The organism is Variovorax sp. 350MFTsu5.1, from assembly GCF_048302515.1.
GTDB lineage: Bacteria > Pseudomonadota > Gammaproteobacteria > Burkholderiales > Burkholderiaceae_C > Variovorax > Variovorax guangxiensis.
The window spans coordinates 6,024,144-6,040,670 of sequence record NZ_CP157620.1; the positions used below are offsets into that span (position 1 = coordinate 6,024,144).

Here is a 16,527-nt window from a genome sequence, read left to right on the forward strand (position 1 = left end):
GGCGATCAGCTCAGGGTCACGCGCGCGAACTTGCGCTTGCCGACCTGAACCACGTAGCTGCCTGCAGGCAGCTTCAGCGCCTTGTCGCTGACCACGGCGGAATCGATGCGCACGCCGCCACCGTCGATCAGGCGGTTGCCTTCCGAGGTCGAGGGCGCGAGGTTCGCCTGCTTGAGCACCTGGGCGATGCCCAGCGGGGCGCCCGAGAGCGACACCTCCGGAATCTCGTCCGGCACGCCGCCCTTGCTGCGGTTGATGAAGTCCTGCTCGGCCGCATCGGCCGCCGCCGCGCTGTGGAAGCGGGTGGTGATTTCCTTGGCCAGCGCGACCTTGGCGTCCTTCGGGTTGCGCCCGCCCTCCACCTCGGCCTTCAGCGCCGCGATCTGCTCCAGCGACTGGAAGCTCAGCAGGGTGTACCAGCGCCACATCAGGTCGTCGGAGATCGACAGCACCTTGGCGAACATGGTGTTGGCGTCTTCGCTGATGCCGATGTAGTTGTTCTTGCTCTTGGACATCTTCTCGACGCCGTCGAGCCCTTCCAGCAGCGGCATAGTGAGGATGCACTGCGGTTCCTGGCCGTATTCCTGCTGGAGATGGCGGCCGACGAGCAGGTTGAACTTCTGGTCGGTGCCGCCCAGCTCCAGGTCGCTCTTGAGCGCGACCGAGTCGTAGCCCTGCATCAGCGGGTACAGGAATTCGTGCACCGAGATCGACTGGCCGGCCTTGAAGCGCCTGTTGAAATCGTCGCGCTCCATCATCCGGGCCACCGTGTACTTGGCGGCCAGCTGGATCATGCCGCGGGCGCCCAGGGGGTCGCTCCATTCGGAGTTGTAGCGGATCTCGGTCTTCTCGGGGTCCAGCACCAGGCTGGCCTGCTTGTAGTAGGTCTGGGCGTTGGCCTCGATCTGCTCGCGGGTGAGCGGCGGGCGGGTGCTGTTGCGGCCGGAGGGGTCGCCGATGGTGGTGGTGAAATCGCCGATCAGGAAGATCACCCGGTGGCCCAGGTCCTGCAGCTGGCGCATCTTGTTGAGCACCACGGTATGGCCGACGTGAATGTCCGGCGCGGTGGGGTCCAGGCCCAGCTTGATGCGCAGCGGGGTTCCGGTGGCTTCGGAGCGCTGGAGCTTGCGCACCCATTCGTCCTGCGGCAGCAGCTCGTCGGCGCCCCGGAGGGAGATTTCGAGCGCGCGTCCTACACTATTCGAGAGGCTCATGGATGTAACAGAATCGGCCTTTACGGGCTTTTTTAGCTGATTTTTGGGGTGCCGAAGCTATACTCAGCCCGACTTTTCTAGCGCCGAATTCTAAGCGGCGCTCTTTCCGCACCGTCTCCTGCCGCCCTGAACGTTACTGGGCCTTGCAGCACGGACCTGCAGAACCTGAGCTGGAATTCATAGTTTGATCAACGGCATCCTTGCCGCCGAGGAGCTTCTCGCTTCCCGCGTGGCTTACACATTCCGGACGTACCCCAGGCAGATCACCGCGATCATCGCGGGCGCGCTGCTGAGCGCCGGCACCCTCGCGGTGGCCTCCCTGGGCCCCGACGCATCCGACCTCCCCGTCCACCAGATCCTCGAAGCCACGGCGCCCGTCTCGTTCGCCGACCAGAGCGAATCGCTCGAGAACTTCAGCTTCACCCTCTTCCGCACCGACGTCACCCGCTCCAGCGACACGGCCGATGCGCTCATGAAGCGCCTGGGCATTTCCGACCCGGCCGCCACCGCCTTCGTGCGCGGCAGCGTCGAGGCCCGCAACGCGCTCTTCTCGCGCGCCGGCCGCACCGTGACGGCCGAGGCCACGCAGGAAAACCAGCTCAAGAAGCTCAGCGCCCGCTGGATTCCCGACGGCGACGGCGGCTTCAAGCGCTTCGTCATCGAGCGCACGCCCACCGGCTTCTCGGGCGTCACCGAGCGCGATTCGCTCACCCCCGGCACGCGCCTGGCGAGCGGCACCATCCGCACCTCGCTCTTCGCCGCCACCGACGACTCGCGCATCCCCGACGCAGTGGCCAGCCAGCTCGCGGACATCTTCGCGGGCGACGTCGACGTGCGCAACCTGCGCAAGGGCGACCGCTTCGCCGTGGTGTACGAGACCTTCGAAGCCGACGGGCAGGCGCTGCGCAGCGGCCGCGTGCTGTCGGCCGAGTTCGAGAACAACGGAAAGATCCACCAGGCCGTCTGGTTCCAGCCCCCCGGCGCGGGCCAGAAGGGCAGCTACTACCGCCCGAACGGCGACAGCCTGCGCAAGGCCTACCTGGCGACGCCGGTCGAGTTCTCGCGCGTGTCCAGTGGCTTCGCGATGCGCATGCATCCGATCCTGAACAGCTGGCGCCAGCACAACGGCATCGACTACGCGGCGCCCACCGGCACCTCGGTGCGCTCGGTCGGCGACGGCACGGTCGACTTCGCCGGCACGCAGAACGGCTACGGCAACATCGTCATCATCAACCACCGCAACAACCAGCAGACGGCATACGCTCACCTGAGCCGCATCGACGTCAAGGCCGGCCAAGCGGTGAGCCAGGGCCAGACGGTCGGCGCGGTGGGCTCCACCGGCTGGGCCACCGGCCCGCACCTGCACTTCGAATTCCGCGTGGGCGGCGTCTACCAGGACCCAGCCTCCATCGCACAGGAAGGCGGTGCTCCGATCACCGCTGCCATGCGTCCTGCCTTCGAACGCGTTGCCGTGGGCGCGCGCACCGAGCTGGCCGCGGCCTTCTCCGTCATCCAGGCCAGCGCCGACTGACCTCCCGGCGATGGCGGCCGAGGAGCTTTTCATCGGCCTCATGTCGGGCACCTCGCTCGACGGCGTCGATGGCGTGCTCGCCGACTTTTCGGGCGGCCGCATCGCGGTCAAGTCCTACGCCACAGCCCAGTTTCCGGTGGCATTGCGCGCCGAGCTGCTGGCGCTGAACACGCCGGGCGACAACGAACTCCACCGCGCGGCACTGGCCGGCAACGGCCTGGCCCGCGCCTACGCCGGCGTCGTCGCCCAGCTGCTGGCCGACAGCGGCACCGATGCCGGCGCGATCACCGCCCTCGGCGCGCACGGCCAGACCGTGCGGCACCGGCCGCTCGAGTTCGACGAAGTCGGCTACACGCTGCAGATCAACAATCCCTCGCTGCTGGCCGAGCTGAGCGGCATCGACGTGGTGGCCGACTTCCGCAGCCGCGACCTCGCGGCCGGCGGCCAAGGCGCACCGTTGGTGCCGGCATTCCACCGCGCGCTGTTCGGCAGGCCGGACGAGACGGTTGCGGTGCTGAATATCGGAGGCATTTCCAACCTGAGCCTGCTGCCGGCCACCAACCGGCCGGCAGGCGCGCCCACGGTGCTCGGCTTCGACTGCGGCCCCGGCAACGCGCTGATGGACCACTGGTGCCAGGCCCATCAGGGCCAGCCCTTCGACCGCGGCGGCCAGTGGGCGGCCAGTGGAAAGGTGCTGCCCGGCCTGCTCGCGCAGCTTCTGGCCGACCCGTACTTCGCCCGGACCCCGCCCAAGAGCACCGGCCGCGACCTGTTCAATCCCGACTGGCTCGCCGCGCAGCTCGGCACCGCGACCATGGCGCACGAAGACGTACAGGCCACGCTGGCCGAACTGACCGCGCATGCTTGCGCGGCGGACCTCAAGAGCTACGGAAAAGATAGCAAGCTGCTGATCGTCTGCGGCGGCGGCGCGCTGAACGACCACCTGCTCGCCCGGATGCGCGCCCTGCTGCCAGGCGTGACGGTCGCGGCTTCCACCGATCACGGGCTGCCGCCCCTGCAGGTCGAGGCCGCCGCCTTCGCCTGGCTTGCCCGCGCAACGGTGCGCCGCGAGCCGGGCAACCTCGCCAGCGTGACCGGCGCGCGCGGCGCCCGGGTGCTGGGCGCGATCTACCCCGCCTGACCCGATCAGCCCTGGCCGGAAACCTCCGGTTGCGCCGGGTGCGGCGCACGCACTTCAGATGGCAGATGCCAGAAGATGAGCGCGGAAGCGATCGTGATGAGCCCCATGGTCGCAAAAGTCGCCTGGAAGGCGTCCAGCGTGTGGGCCGGCGTGTCGGTGCCGAACACACCGTTGTAGCCCGCCAGCACCGCGCCCGCGGCGGCCACGCCCATGCTCATCGCGAGCATCTGCACCATCGACAGCAGGCTGTTGCCGCTGCTGGCCGTGCTGCCGTCCATGTCCTTCAGCGTGATGGTGTTCATGGCCGTGAACTGCAGCGAATTGACCGCCCCGAAGGCCAGCAGCTGCAGCACGTGCAGCGCCATCGGCTGGCCCGGCGCCGTGAGCCCGAAACTGGCCATGGTGCAGCCGACGAGGATGGTGTTGACCACCAGCACCTTGCGGTACCCATGGCGGGTGATCAACGGCGTGGCGAAGCGCTTCATGGCCATGCCGGCCAGCGCGATCGGCAGCATCATCAGCCCGGCGTGTACCGGCGAGTAGCCCATCGACACCTGCAGCAGCAGCGGCACCAGGAAGGGCATGCAGCTGCTGCCCAGCCGCGAGAACAGGTTGCCGATCAGGCCGATGCTGAGCGTGGGCACATGGAAGAGCGAGGGCGCGAACAGCGGCTCGGGCGTGCGCGCGGCGCGCAGCCAGTAGCCGGCGATGCTCGCGAAGCCGAAGATCAGCACCACCATCACCCCGCCCTGGCGCAGGCCCACGCCGTCGAGCGCGAGCGAAATCGCCACCATGCCGAAGGCCAGCATCGCGTAGCCCACGCTGTCGAAGCGCTTGAGCGCCGCGCCCCGCAGGTCGGGCATGTACTTCAGCGTGGCGATGCAACCGGCCAGCCCCACGGGCACGTTGATCAGGAAGATCCAGTGCCAGGAGGCGTACTGCACCAGCCACCCGCCCAGCGTGGGGCCCAGCAGGGGGCCGATCAGCCCCGGGATGGCCACGAAACTCATCGCCTGGAGAAACTCCCCGCGCGGCACCGTGCGCAGCAGCGACAGCCGCCCGACAGGCAGCAGCAGCGCCCCGCCGAGCCCCTGCACCACCCGCGCCGCCACCAGCTGGCCCAGGCTGTGCGACAGCGCGCACAGCACCGAGCCCAGCGCGAACAGCACGATGGCCGAAAAGAAGATGCGCCGGGTGCCGAAGCGGTCGGCGATCCAGCCCGAGGCGGGGATCAGCATCGCCATGGTGAGCGCGTAGGCCACCACCACCGACTGCATGCGCAGCGGACTCTCGCCCAGGCTCGCGGCCATCGCGGGCAGCGCCGTGTTGATGATGGTGGCGTCGAGCGTCTGCATGAAGAAGCCGACGGCCACGAGCCACAGCAGGCTCCTGCGAACGGGTTGATCGGCGGGCTCAGCCTCGGGAGTCGTCATGGCGCGAAAGGAAACGGGAACGAAAAAGCCGCCCGAAGGCGGCTTTCTGGGGGGAGGCTGGTCAGCGGCATCCAGGCATCAGGCCGAGAAACTCGACCCACAGCCGCAGGTGCTGGTGGCGTTCGGGTTCTTGATCACGAACTGGGCGCCTTGCAGGTCTTCCTTGTAGTCGATCTCTGCGCCGACCAGGTACTGGTAGCTCATGGCATCGATGAGGAGCGACACACCGTTCTTGGTCATGGTGGTGTCGTCTTCGTTGGTGATCTCGTCGAAGGTGAACCCGTACTGGAAGCCGGAGCAGCCGCCACCCTGCACGAACACGCGCAGCTTGAGGTCGGGATTGCCTTCTTCGGCGATCAGGTCGGCCACCTTGGCTGCCGCGCTGTCGGTGAAGATGATCGGCTCGGGCATCTGGGTCTGGATGTTTTCGGCTACGGCGCTCATGGGCTAATAACTCCTTGGGGGGCCGGATGTGCGGTCAATGAAACGAATCCTACTGCAATGACGCGATTCCGGCAGGCCATGGCCGGCTCGCACCCCATTGCAAGTGGGGTCGGAGCAGCCCGGTACCAGGGGCCTCCAACGAAAAAGCCGCCCGAAGGCGGCTTCTTGTTCGCTCGCAGGAAGCGGATCAGCGCTTGCTGAACTGCTTGCGGCGACGGGCGGAGTGCAGACCGACCTTCTTACGTTCGACTTCACGTGCATCGCGCGTGACGTAGCCAGCCTGGCTCAGCACCGACTTCAGCGCTGCGTCGTAGTCGATCAGCGCGCGGGTGATGCCGTGGCGGGTAGCGCCGGCCTGGCCCGATTCGCCGCCGCCGTGCACGTTGACCATCACGTCGAAGGTTTCGAGGTTGTTGGTCAGCGCGAGGGGTTGCTTCGCGATCATGATCGAGGTTTCACGGCCGAAGAAATCCTGGATGTCCTTGCCGTTGACCGTGATCTTGCCCGAGCCCTTTTTCAGAAACACGCGGGCGACGCTCGATTTGCGACGGCCGGTGCCATTGTTCCATTCACCAATCATTCTCAAGGCTCCTTAGATTTCCAGCGTCTTGGGCTGCTGGGCGGCGTGCGGGTGCTCAGCACCACCGTACACCTTGAGTTTCTTGATCATTGCGTAACCGAGCGGGCCCTTGGGCAGCATGCCCTTGACAGCCTTTTCCAGGGCGCGGCCCGGGTGCTTCGATTGCATGTCGCGGAAGTTCGTCGCCGTGATACCGCCCGGGTAGCCCGAGTGACGGTAGTACACCTTGTCGATGGACTTGGCGCCGGTGACGCGCAGTTGCGATGCGTTGATGATGACGATGAAGTCACCGGTATCGACGTGAGGCGTGTAAATGGCCTTGTGTTTGCCGCGCAGACGGAGAGCAACTTCGCTGGCTACTCGTCCGAGGACCTTGTCGGTCGCGTCAATCACAAACCACTCGTGCGTCACGTCAGCGGGCTTTGCGCTGAACGTTTTGGTCATGAGTTTTCTCTTGAAAAGAGGGTTTGGCGGGCCCTTTTCCACGGTCGGCGTTCCTCTGACGGGAATCTCTTAGGTGGGTTTCGAAGTCTTCGCCGCGGGGCCACAAAAACGCTGCGAAGCCCGCGATTATACGAAGAATGGCCCTGGGCGGGCAAATTCGCCCGTATCCAGCCCCAACACCGTTACCATCCTCCCCCTATGTTCAGTTACCGCCACGCCTTCCATGCCGGCAACCACGCCGACGTGCTCAAGCACACGGTGCTGATTGCCACGCTCGACTACCTGCTCGAAAAAGAGGCGGCGCTGACGGTCGTCGACACCCACGCCGGCGCCGGCCTCTACCGCCTGGACGGCGACTACGCCGGCACCAGCGGCGAGGCGGCAGACGGCGTCCTGCGCCTTCTTTCGGACAAGAAAGAGCCCGCCACGCCGGCTCCTGCGACAAAGCCTGCTATCAAAAAGGCAGCACCCGAAGCCGAAGCCCCGCTGGCCGACGCCATTGCCCGCTACCTGAGCGTGATCAGCGACTTCAATCCCAAGGGCGGCGCCCGCGTCTACCCCGGCTCACCCTTCATCGTGCAGCACCTGCTGCGCGACCACGACAAGCTCAAGCTGTTCGAGCTGCACCCCACCGACGCGCGCACGCTGGACGCCAACATCGCCCAGCTGGAGGCCGGCCGCCAGATCGCCGTGCTGCGCGAGGACGGCTTCGGCAGCGCCACCAAGTTCCTGCCGCCGCCGTCGCGCCGCGCGCTGGTGCTGATGGACCCCAGCTACGAGATGAAGACCGACTACGGGCGCGTGCTCGACTTCATGGCCGAGGCGCTCAAGCGCTTCGCCACCGGCACCTACGCAGTCTGGTATCCGATCATTCCGCGCCCCGAGGCGCATGACCTGCCGCGGCGGCTCAAGACGATGGCGACCAAGGCCGGCAAGTCGTGGCTGCACGCCACGCTGACGGTCAAGTCCAGCAAGATCACGAAAGATGCCGCCTCGGGTGAAACGCACCGGCCGGGCCTGCCGGCCAGCGGCATGTTCCTGATCAACCCGCCCTACACGCTGAAGCCGATGCTGGCGGCCGCACTGCCGCAGCTGGTGGAGCGCCTGGGCCAGGACCGCAACGCGGCCTTCTCGCTCGATTCGGGCGGCTGAGCCGGCCGAATCTCCCAACCTTTACTTGCGACGCCGGGGCGGTACCGCCGCCTTGCGCCGAACCGGAACCGGTGCCCGCGCCCGCTGCTGCGACGGCTCGCTCGACGCCGCCGGCGCCGCTGCATCGCCGGCCTCCACCGGCAAGCCGCCGCAGCGCATGCCGTCGCGGTCGACGACCGTCAGCGCCACCTGCTTGATGCCCAGCCCCGTCAGGCCGATGCGGTCGGCCGCCGCGCGGCTCAGGTCGATCACCCGGCCTGCCGCATAGGGCCCGCGGTCGTTGATGCGCACCAACACCTCGCTGCCATTGACGAGGCTGCGAACGCACACGCGCGTGTTGAAGGGAAGGGTCTTGTGCGCCGCCGTCATGGCGGTCATGTCGAAGCGCTCGCCGCTGGCGGTCTTGCGCTGGTGGAACTGGATGCCGTACCACGAGGCGCCGCCGCGCTCGAAGATCTCGCGCGGCCCGTCGTCGGGCACGCCGTCGTCCGGCGCCTGCTCGCCCGTGCCCGAGACAGCGAGGTCATAGCGCACCGCCGGCACGCTGGAGCGCGCGGCCGCGCCCGGAGGCACCGCGATGGCGCGAGGCAGGGGCAGCAATTTCGCGTTGCCCTCGGCGTCGGTCGCAGGCGGCATGGCGCATCCCGCGAGAACGCAGGTCGCCGCGGCAAGCGCCGCCCGAAGCCCCGCGCGCCTTCTCAATCGAGGCGCTCCAGCACAGCCAGCGTGGCCGCCGACTGGTTCATCGTGTAGAAGTGCAGCGCCGGTGCGCCGCCTTCCTGCAGGCGTGCACACAGGTCGGTGACCACGTCGAGGCCGAAGGCCTTGATCGACGCCGTGTCGTCGCCGAAGCTCTGCAGCCGCAGGCGGATCCAGCGCGGGATCTCGGCGCCGCAGGCGTCGGAGAAGCGCATGAGCTGCGTCGAGCTCGTGATCGGCATGATGCCCGGCACGATCGGGGTGTCGAGCCCGAGCTTGCGCACGTCGTCGACGAAGCGGAAGTACGCCTCGGGGCTGAAGAAGTACTGCGTGATCGCCGAATCGGCGCCCGCCTTCACCTTGGCGGCGAAGGCCTGCAGGTCGGCCTCGGGCGAGCGGGCCTGCGGGTGGATCTCGGGGTAGCAGGCCACCTCGATGTGGAAGTCGCGGCCGGTCTCCTCGCGGATGAAGCCGACGAGGTCGCTCGCGTACTGGAACTCGCCACCGATGCCGTAGCCGCTGGGCAGGTCGCCGCGCAGGGCCACCAGGCGCTTGACGCCCATGGCCTTCAGCTCGGCGAGCTGCTCGCGCACGGTGGCGCGGGTGGCGCCGATGCACGAGAAGTGGCTTGCGGCGTCCACGCCCTCGGCCAGGATCTCCTGCACCGCGCCGAAGGTGCCCTGGTGCGTGGAGCCGCCCGCGCCGTAGGTGACCGAGCAGAACTGCGGCTTGCGCGCATAGAGCTGCTGGCGCACCGCGCGCAGCTTGACCGCGCCTTCGGGCGTCTTGGTCGGGAAGAATTCGAAACTCAACGGAAGGCGCACCTGCGTCTCCTTAGGAACCGTTCGCGCGCACGGCGCGCTCGGCATGAATGAAAAACTCGCGGTTGCCGTCGCCACCGGCGATCGGGCTGTCGAACCACTGCAGCACCCGCAGGCCGAGCGCCTCGCAGGCATCGCGCAGGCGCTTCTCGACCACCGCGTACATGGCCTCGTCTCGCACGATGCCGCCCTTGCCGACCTGGCCCGGTTGCAGTTCGAACTGCGGCTTGACCAGCATCAGCAAGCGGCCCTCGTCGGCCAGAAACTCGACCACCGCCGGCAACACCAGCGTGAGAGAGATGAACGACAGGTCACCCACGACCAGGTCGAAGCGCGACTCGCCCTCCTCGCCCAGATCGTCGGCCGAGAGAGCGCGCGCATTGACGCCCTCGATGGCCACCACGCGCTGGTCCTCGCGCAGCCGCGCATGCAGCTGCCCGTGGCCGACGTCGACGCCCACCACCCTGGCGGCGCCGCGCTGCAGCAGGCAATCGGTGAAGCCGCCGGTCGACTGGCCCACGTCGAGGCACAGCTTGCCGGCGGCGTCGATACCGCTCGCCGCCAGAGCGCCTTCGAGCTTGAGCCCGCCGCGCGACACGTAGCGCGCTTCCGCCGCGTCGAGCAGCTCGAGCTCGGCCGATTCGGGCACGTCGTCCTTGTTCTTGACGACGTCGCGCCACGCGTCGCCCGAGCCCGCATCACGCCAGCGCAAGCCGCCGGCAATGAGCCGCACGGCCTGCGAACGCGATGCGGCAAGGCCGCGCTCCACCAGCAACTGATCGGCGCGCATGCGTTGGCTGTCGCCGCTCAGTAGCGGTAGGTGTCCGGCTTGTAGGGGCCGTTCTTGTCCACGCCGATGTAGGCGGCCTGCGTGTCGGTCAACTCGGTGAGCATGGCGCCGACCTTCTTCAGGTGCAGGCGCGCGACCTTCTCGTCGAGGTGCTTCGGCAGCACGTAGACCTTGCCGGCCTGGTAGGCGTCGGGCTTGGTGAACAGCTCGATCTGCGCGATGGTCTGGTTCGCGAACGACGACGACATCACGAAGCTCGGGTGGCCCGTGCCGCAGCCCAGGTTCACGAGACGGCCCTTGGCCAGCAGGATGATCTTCTTGCCGTCGGGGAACTTGATGTGGTCGACCTGCGGCTTGATCTCTTCCCACTCGTACTTCTCGATCGAAGCGACGTCGATCTCGTTGTCGAAGTGGCCGATGTTGCAGACGATGGCCTGGTCCTTCATGGCGGCCATGTGCTCGTGGCGGATCACGTCGCGGTTGCCGGTGGTGGTCACGAAGATGTCGGCCTTGTCGGCGGCGTATTCCATCGTCACGACCTTGTAGCCTTCCATGGCGGCCTGCAGGGCGTTGATCGGGTCGATCTCGGTCACCCACACCTGCGCCGACAGCGCGCGCAGCGCCTGGGCCGAGCCCTTGCCCACGTCGCCGTAGCCGGCCACGCAGGCGATCTTGCCGGCGATCATCACGTCGGTGGCGCGCTTGATGCCGTCCACCAGCGACTCGCGGCAGCCGTACAGGTTGTCGAACTTGCTCTTGGTGACCGAGTCGTTCACGTTGATGGCGCGGAACAGCAGCGTGCCCTTGGCCGACATTTCGTTCAGGCGGTGCACGCCGGTGGTGGTTTCTTCGGTCACGCCGATGATCTCGGCCGACTTGCGGGTGTACCAGGTGCCGTCGACGGCCAGCTTGGCCTTGATGGCGGCGTAGAGGATGCGCTCTTCCTCGCTGGTCGGGTTGGCGAGCACGCTCTGGTCCTTCTCGGCGCGCTGGCCCAGGTGCATCAGCAGCGTGGCGTCGCCGCCGTCGTCCAGGATCATGTTCGGGCCTTCGCCCTTCGAGCCCTTGGGGCCGAAGTCGAAGATGGCGTGGGTGTAGTCCCAGTAGTCCTTGAGCGACTCGCCCTTGATCGCGAACACCGGCGTGCCCTTCTCGGCGATGGCGGCGGCGGCGTGGTCCTGCGTCGAGAAGATGTTGCACGAGGCCCAGCGCACCTGCGCGCCCAGCGCCTGCAGCGTCTCGATCAGCACGGCCGTCTGGATGGTCATGTGCAGCGAGCCGGTGATGCGCGCGCCCTTCAGCGGCTGCGACTTCGAGAACTCCTCGCGGATGGCCATCAGGCCGGGCATCTCGGTTTCCGCGATGCGGATTTCCTTGCGGCCCCAGGCGGCGAGGGACAGGTCGGCGATCGCCTGGTCGGCGGTCGAAACGGGGGTGGGTTTGAGAACAGCGCTCATGGGAACTCCAACAAAACTGGTTTGAAGATGCCGCTGCGTACGGAAAAAGACTCACCGCAAGAACAGCGGGTGAGCGTCGTTGCGACGTGGTCCGAGCCTCACGCCTGATGGCGCTGCAACGCTCCTCGGAGCGGCGGATTGTAGACGGGGCACGAGCGGGCGCCAATGCTCGGGGTTTGGCCGGCATTTGTCATCCCCGGCATGTCATTGACCTCTGGTTACGATTTCAACAGGTTCGGTTCAGGAGCCGCCGGCTTGCTGCCGAGCCCACTTGAAAACAAAAGGACACGACATGAGGAAGAGGATGACGAGGTATCTCGCGAGCTGGGGCATGGTCGCCTTGCTGGCGGCCTGCGGAGGGGGCGGAGGAGGAGGCTCCGGCCTCTCGCTGTCGTCGGGCGGCAGCGGGAAACCCGAGGTCGCGGCAGCCAAGACCCTGGGCACGCCCGACGCGCGCAACGGCAGCTACCGCGTCTACGCGGCCAACGGCACGCAGCAGCAGCTCTCGGTCGATTTCGACGCCGGCAGCTACACGATGACGGACAACCTCGGCGCGGCCGAGTCCGGCACTTTCGCCGAAGACTTCACCGAGCCCGGCACCTACGTGTTCGCGAGCGGCCGCATCACCACCGCGGCCAACACCTCGCGCTTTCGCGTGACCACCGACACCATCGTCGGCGCCTTCCCGTTCCAGACCGCGTACTCGAGCCCCGCTGCCTACGCCGCGCAGCCCTTCGTGGCGGCGCGCGACTTCGTCACCACCGCCGCGCTGATCGACGGCACCTACAACCGCTTCAGCATCACGCGCAGCCCCGGCGGCGTGCAGGACTCGACGATCCTCTCGATGCGCCTGTCGGGCAGCGGCACGGTGCTGGAGTTCTGCAACGACTCGATCATCTACAAGATCGAGCTCTGCCCCGCCGCCTCGAAGCGCACCTACGCCGTCACGCCGGGCGTCGACGACGCCTGGGTCGCGACCAACGTGGCCAACAGCAGCGACGTCGCCAACTTCCGCGTGGCGCGCATCGGCGGGCAGAACGTGTACCTCGGCGGCGGCGTCAGCGTCTCGCCGGCCCAGCAGTTCATGCGCATCGGCCTGCCCGAGTCTTCGAGCTGGCCGACCACGCGCGGCATCGGCTCGTCGACCACGGGCAGCTGGGGCACGAACTTGATCAGCACCACCAACTCGGTGCGCACCTCCACCGGCACGGACGACACCTTCGGCACCCTCACGATGCCGGTGGACAGCACGGCCTACACGAACCAGCCCCTGGGCATCCGCGGCGTCAACTTCACCGGCGCGAGCAAGTACTTCGCGATGCAGGCCGGCGAGCTGTCGGTGCTGGTCGGCGCACGCAACAACACCGCCACGCAGGGCTACATCCAGCTCAACCTGATCGACACCGGCGCCACGCCCGACGCGCGCAACGGCCGCTACAAGGTCTACGCTACCAACGGCTCGCGGCAGACGCTGGCGCTGAACCTCGACAGCAAGCGCTACGAGATGACCGATGCCGCCGGCACCGTCGCCTCGGGCAGCTTCGCCGAGGACACCACGGAAGCGGGCAGCTTCATCTTCGACAGCAGCCGCATCACGAGCGCCGCGAACACGGCGCGCTTCCGCTTCACGACGGACACGGTGGTCGGCGCGTTCCCGTTCGCGGTCGCGCAGGTCACGCCCGAGGGCTACGCCGTGCGGCCCTTCGTGGCATCGCGTGCGCTTGTGAAGACGCAGAGCGCCCTCGACGGCACCTACAACCGGCTGGGCATCAACATGACGGCCACCGGCGGCGATTCGTCGATCACCCAGATCCAGATCGCCAACGGCGGCACCGTGCTCTACCTGTGCAACGACAACGTGATCTACCGGATCGACAACTGTCCTTCCGCATCCGTGCTGACGTACACCGTGTCGGCTGGCACCACCGTGGACACCTGGCGCATCGTGAACGTGGCCAATCCGTCGGACAACGGCACCTTCGCGGTCGCGCGCGTCGGAAGCGAGAACATCTACCTCTCGGCCGGCAATGTGGCGTCGACGCCCCCGAGGTCGGTGTTCCGCATCGGCCTGCCCGAACGCGCCACATGGCCCACCGTCATCGCGCGCGGCAGCGCCACCAGCGGCGGATGGGGCAGCACCGGCCTCGACGCGTCGTACTACACGCGCACGCAGACGCTGCCCGACGGCACTAGCGCCACGCTCGCCGCGACGCTGGGTTCGATGGGCACGAACGGTCCGCTCAACATGCGCGCGGCGACCTTCATCGGCCCGAACTACCACTTCGCGAGCCAGAGCAGCAAGCTCTTCGCGATGGTCGGCTCGCGCAACCCGGCCACGGCCGGCACGATGGAGATCGACCTGATCGACTGACGCCGCGGGCGCTTCGCCCTGAAGGCCAGGAAGGCCGCATGCCGCGCTCGTGGCATGCGGCCTTTTTTCATTGCTCATTCAGGCCTAAGACGGCCGCCTGCACGTTTCGCCGACGCGACGTACATTGGCCGGCCCACAGCCCCTCCCCTGAAAAGCCAACATGCAGATCCACTCCTCCAGCACGCCCAGGACCTTGCTCTCGGCCCTTGCTACCGCCGCCAGCCTGACCGCGGCCCTGCTTCCGGCCATCGCGTCCGCCCAGAGCGCCGACACCGTCCGCATCCGCGGCACTCTCGTGCGCGTCGATGCGAACACCCTGGTCGTGCAGGACCGCACCGGCGAGGTCGTCTCGCTCGCGCGCCCGGCCGACTTGTCGGTATCCGAGGTCTATCCGATCAAGCTTTCGGACATCAGGCGCGGCAGCTTCATCGGCACCGCCGCCATGCCGCAGGCCGACGGCACGCAGAAGGCGCTCGAAGTGGTCGTGTTCCCCGAGGCCGCGCGTGGCACCGGCGAAGGCCATCGCCCATGGGACCTGCTGCCCGAAAGCACCATGACCAACGCCACCGTCGCCGACCTGGCCGCGGCGCCGAAGTCGGTACGCGGCGGCCAGCAGCTGCACCTGACCTACAAGGGTGGAGAGAAAACCGTCGTGGTGCCGCCCGACGTGCCGGTGGTCACCTTCCGACCCGGCACCGATGCGCTGCTGGTACCCGGCGCCCGGGTGCTGGTCAATGCGCAGGAGAAGAACGGTACGCCCACGGCCTTGCGCGTGACGGCCGGGCGCAACGGCTTCGCGCCGCCGATGTAGGCCCCGAAGCCGGCAACGAACGCGGGCACGCACCCAAGGGAAATCCCGCAGGCATTTTTGTCGCTGCGGCGACCTCCGGCGCACCGGCGCGGCGTATCGTGGCGAGGGATTTTTGCCGTCAGGCTGGTCCTCGCCATCCAAACGTCCACCGTCACAGGAGATTCCGCACCATGGCCACTGCCAAGAAAGCCGCCGCCAAGAAGACCACCGCCAGCAGCAGCACCAGCACCGCCGGCGCGAAGAAGGCGGCGCCCGATGCCGCGGACATGCTCAATCCGCTGAAGGGCATGGCCGACCGGCTGCAGAGCCTCAACCTGACCGGTGGCGCCGGCAAGCTGCTGGAAAGCGGCCGCAAGGACCTGGCGGCGCTGATGGAGGCCAACGAGAAGTCGTACAAGGGCCTGCAGACCGTCGTGCAGCGGCAGACGGAAATGATCAAGAGCGCCATCTCCGAGTGGCAGACCGCCGCCAAGGAAATGCCCGGCAAGGACCCGAAGGAAAACCTCGCCAAGCTCGACGAGCTCGGCCGCCAGTCGTTCCAGCGCGCCATCGACGACATCAAGGAGCTGGCCAACCTCGCCGCCAAGTCGCAGGCCGACGCCTTCGACGTGGTGCGCCAGCGCATCCAGGCGAACGTGGACGAAGTGACGAAGATGCTGCAGCGCAAGTAATACGCTTGCGCGCCCGGCCATGACCGCAGCCCCGCCCCGCGTCGAGCAACGCACGCGCGCCAACGGCATCGAACTGGCCTGGGACAGCTTCGGCGATCCGGCCGCCGAGCCGCTGCTGCTGGTCATGGGCCTCGGCGCGCAGATGGTGGCGTGGGACGACGCCTTCTGCGCCCGGCTCGCCGAGGCCGGCGGGCACCGCGTGATCCGATTCGACAACCGCGACATCGGCCATTCGACGCACCTCACGCTGCTGGGCGTGCCCGACATCCAGGCGCTGATGGCGCAGGCGATGGCCGGGCTGCCGCTGCGAGCGCCCTACGACCTGCGCGACATGGCGGCCGACTGCGTCGGGCTGCTCGACGCGCTGGGCATCGCGCGGGCGCACGTCGTCGGCGCCTCCATGGGCGGTGCCATCGGGCAGGAGCTGTGCATCCACCATCCGCAGCGCATGCTGTCGTTCACCAGCATCATGTCGAGCACCGGCGCGCCGGGACTGCCGCCGCCCACGCCCGAGGCGATGGCAGTGCTGTTCTCGCCGGCGCCGACCACCTTCGCGGCCTACCAGGCGCACTACGCGAAGGTGTGGCGCGTGCTGCGCGGACCCGGCAGCTTTCCGCTCGACGAGGCGCGCGACGCCGAGAAGGCGCAACTCGTCTTCCTGCGCGGGCTCAACCCGGCCGGCGTGGCGCGGCAGCTCGCGGCCATCCTGGCCTCGGGCAACCGCAAGCCCGCGCTGCGCAACGTGCGCATGCCCACGCTGGTGATCCACGGCGACGACGACCCGCTGGTGCCGGTGGCCTGCGGCGTCGACGTGGCCGATGCGATAGCGGGCTCGCAGCTGCTGCGCATCCCCGGCATGGGGCATGCGTTGCCGATCCCGATGTGGCCGCAGATCGTCGACGCCATCGCGGCGCACACGGCGCGGCACCCAGGCGACTGAAGCAGAAGAAACAACAAGGCGACAAGGG

At 67.8% G+C, this 16,527-nt stretch carries 16 protein-coding genes and 1 riboswitch; of the genes, 7 read left to right on the forward strand and 9 right to left on the reverse strand.

Features of this window, described 5'->3' with window-relative positions; all coding sequences use genetic code 11:
* Positions 1–5: 5 nt before the first annotated feature.
* A complete protein-coding gene (tyrS, locus tag ABL843_RS27370) occupies positions 6–1,214 on the reverse strand; it encodes a tyrosine--tRNA ligase (RefSeq protein ID WP_184640867.1) in 1,209 nt (402 codons plus the stop codon).
* 184 nt (positions 1,215–1,398) lie between these two features.
* Here tyrS and ABL843_RS27375 point away from each other — a divergent pair, with 184 nt between their 5' ends.
* Positions 1,399–2,745: a M23 family metallopeptidase gene (locus ABL843_RS27375; RefSeq protein WP_126023692.1), complete on the forward strand. Its 1,347-nt coding sequence runs from the start codon at positions 1,399–1,401 to the stop codon at positions 2,743–2,745.
* 10 nt (positions 2,746–2,755) lie between these two features.
* The gene (locus tag ABL843_RS27380; protein WP_418118007.1) at positions 2,756–3,886 is read left to right on the forward strand and encodes an anhydro-N-acetylmuramic acid kinase; all 1,131 of its coding nucleotides are present in this window, start codon (positions 2,756–2,758) and stop codon (positions 3,884–3,886) included.
* Positions 3,887–3,891: 5 nt separating this feature from the next.
* On the opposite strand, the gene mdtD is transcribed toward ABL843_RS27380, so the two are convergent.
* From mdtD to rplM, 4 genes are all read right to left on the reverse strand, one after another.
* Positions 3,892–5,319 (reverse strand): multidrug transporter subunit MdtD, encoded by a 1,428-nt coding sequence (gene mdtD, locus ABL843_RS27385; protein WP_126023694.1) that lies wholly within the window; start codon positions 5,317–5,319, stop codon positions 3,892–3,894.
* 78 nt (positions 5,320–5,397) lie between these two features.
* Positions 5,398–5,763: an iron-sulfur cluster insertion protein ErpA gene (gene erpA / locus ABL843_RS27390; protein WP_019656358.1), complete on the reverse strand. Its 366-nt coding sequence runs from the start codon at positions 5,761–5,763 to the stop codon at positions 5,398–5,400.
* Between the two features lie 187 nt (positions 5,764–5,950).
* On the reverse strand, positions 5,951–6,343 hold the full coding sequence (rpsI, locus tag ABL843_RS27395; protein WP_126023695.1) for a 30S ribosomal protein S9: 393 nt from the start codon (positions 6,341–6,343) through the stop codon (positions 5,951–5,953).
* A gap of 12 nt (positions 6,344–6,355) precedes the next feature.
* Positions 6,356–6,787, reverse strand: coding sequence for a 50S ribosomal protein L13 (gene rplM / locus ABL843_RS27400; RefSeq protein ID WP_019656360.1), 432 nt, complete (start codon positions 6,785–6,787; stop codon positions 6,356–6,358).
* 198 nt (positions 6,788–6,985) lie between these two features.
* Between rplM and ABL843_RS27405 the strand changes: the two genes are divergently transcribed.
* Positions 6,986–7,939 carry a 23S rRNA (adenine(2030)-N(6))-methyltransferase RlmJ gene (locus tag ABL843_RS27405; protein WP_418118008.1) on the forward strand — a complete coding sequence of 318 codons (954 nt, stop codon included), beginning with the start codon at positions 6,986–6,988 and terminating at the stop codon, positions 7,937–7,939.
* A gap of 21 nt (positions 7,940–7,960) precedes the next feature.
* Here the strand turns inward: ABL843_RS27405 and ABL843_RS27410 are convergent, their stop codons facing one another.
* The 4 genes from ABL843_RS27410 to ahcY form a co-directional block, all read right to left on the reverse strand.
* Positions 7,961–8,575, reverse strand: a complete 615-nt coding sequence (locus ABL843_RS27410; RefSeq protein WP_184640870.1) for a septal ring lytic transglycosylase RlpA family protein — start codon at positions 8,573–8,575, stop codon at positions 7,961–7,963.
* Between the two features lie 62 nt (positions 8,576–8,637).
* Positions 8,638–9,462 carry a methylenetetrahydrofolate reductase [NAD(P)H] gene (gene metF, locus ABL843_RS27415; RefSeq protein WP_126023698.1) on the reverse strand — a complete coding sequence of 275 codons (825 nt, stop codon included), beginning with the start codon at positions 9,460–9,462 and terminating at the stop codon, positions 8,638–8,640.
* A 10-nt stretch (positions 9,463–9,472) separates the two neighbouring features.
* The gene (locus ABL843_RS27420; protein WP_418118009.1) at positions 9,473–10,249 is read right to left on the reverse strand and encodes a TlyA family RNA methyltransferase; all 777 of its coding nucleotides are present in this window, start codon (positions 10,247–10,249) and stop codon (positions 9,473–9,475) included.
* 17 nt (positions 10,250–10,266) lie between these two features.
* Positions 10,267–11,706 (reverse strand): adenosylhomocysteinase, encoded by a 1,440-nt coding sequence (gene ahcY / locus ABL843_RS27425; RefSeq protein WP_126023700.1) that lies wholly within the window; start codon positions 11,704–11,706, stop codon positions 10,267–10,269.
* Positions 11,707–11,770: 64 nt separating this feature from the next.
* A riboswitch (S-adenosyl-L-homocysteine riboswitch) is annotated at positions 11,771–11,839 on the reverse strand.
* A 171-nt stretch (positions 11,840–12,010) separates the two neighbouring features.
* Here ahcY and ABL843_RS27430 point away from each other — a divergent pair.
* From ABL843_RS27430 to ABL843_RS27445, 4 genes are all read left to right on the forward strand, one after another.
* Positions 12,011–14,077 (forward strand): hypothetical protein, encoded by a 2,067-nt coding sequence (locus tag ABL843_RS27430; RefSeq protein WP_418118010.1) that lies wholly within the window; start codon positions 12,011–12,013, stop codon positions 14,075–14,077.
* Positions 14,078–14,237: 160 nt separating this feature from the next.
* Complete coding sequence (locus ABL843_RS27435; RefSeq protein WP_418118012.1) at positions 14,238–14,888, forward strand: hypothetical protein; 651 nt, start codon at positions 14,238–14,240, stop codon at positions 14,886–14,888.
* A 170-nt stretch (positions 14,889–15,058) separates the two neighbouring features.
* Positions 15,059–15,559 (forward strand): TIGR01841 family phasin, encoded by a 501-nt coding sequence (gene phaP / locus ABL843_RS27440; RefSeq protein WP_126023703.1) that lies wholly within the window; start codon positions 15,059–15,061, stop codon positions 15,557–15,559.
* Between the two features lie 19 nt (positions 15,560–15,578).
* Complete coding sequence (locus ABL843_RS27445; protein ID WP_418118013.1) at positions 15,579–16,499, forward strand: alpha/beta fold hydrolase; 921 nt, start codon at positions 15,579–15,581, stop codon at positions 16,497–16,499.
* Positions 16,500–16,527: the final 28 nt, after the last annotated feature.

Excerpts from the sequence above, each read along its gene's own strand:
- tyrS (WP_184640867.1), bottom strand. The coding sequence starts at position 1,214 with ATGAGCCTCTCGAATAGTGTAGGACGCGCGCTCGAAATCTCCCTCCGG.
- ABL843_RS27380 (WP_418118007.1), top strand. The coding sequence starts at position 2,756 with ATGGCGGCCGAGGAGCTTTTCATCGGCCTCATGTCGGGCACCTCGCTC.
- mdtD (WP_126023694.1), bottom strand. The coding sequence starts at position 5,319 with ATGACGACTCCCGAGGCTGAGCCCGCCGATCAACCCGTTCGCAGGAGC.
- erpA (WP_019656358.1), bottom strand. The coding sequence starts at position 5,763 with ATGAGCGCCGTAGCCGAAAACATCCAGACCCAGATGCCCGAGCCGATC.
- rpsI (WP_126023695.1), bottom strand. The coding sequence starts at position 6,343 with ATGATTGGTGAATGGAACAATGGCACCGGCCGTCGCAAATCGAGCGTC.
- rplM (WP_019656360.1), bottom strand. The coding sequence starts at position 6,787 with ATGACCAAAACGTTCAGCGCAAAGCCCGCTGACGTGACGCACGAGTGG.
- ABL843_RS27405 (WP_418118008.1), top strand. The coding sequence starts at position 6,986 with ATGTTCAGTTACCGCCACGCCTTCCATGCCGGCAACCACGCCGACGTG.
- ABL843_RS27410 (WP_184640870.1), bottom strand. The coding sequence starts at position 8,575 with ATGCCGCCTGCGACCGACGCCGAGGGCAACGCGAAATTGCTGCCCCTG.
- ABL843_RS27420 (WP_418118009.1), bottom strand. The coding sequence starts at position 10,249 with ATGCGCGCCGATCAGTTGCTGGTGGAGCGCGGCCTTGCCGCATCGCGT.
- ahcY (WP_126023700.1), bottom strand. The coding sequence starts at position 11,706 with ATGAGCGCTGTTCTCAAACCCACCCCCGTTTCGACCGCCGACCAGGCG.
- ABL843_RS27430 (WP_418118010.1), top strand. The coding sequence starts at position 12,011 with ATGACGAGGTATCTCGCGAGCTGGGGCATGGTCGCCTTGCTGGCGGCC.
- ABL843_RS27435 (WP_418118012.1), top strand. The coding sequence starts at position 14,238 with ATGCAGATCCACTCCTCCAGCACGCCCAGGACCTTGCTCTCGGCCCTT.
- phaP (WP_126023703.1), top strand. The coding sequence starts at position 15,059 with ATGGCCACTGCCAAGAAAGCCGCCGCCAAGAAGACCACCGCCAGCAGC.
- ABL843_RS27445 (WP_418118013.1), top strand. The coding sequence starts at position 15,579 with ATGACCGCAGCCCCGCCCCGCGTCGAGCAACGCACGCGCGCCAACGGC.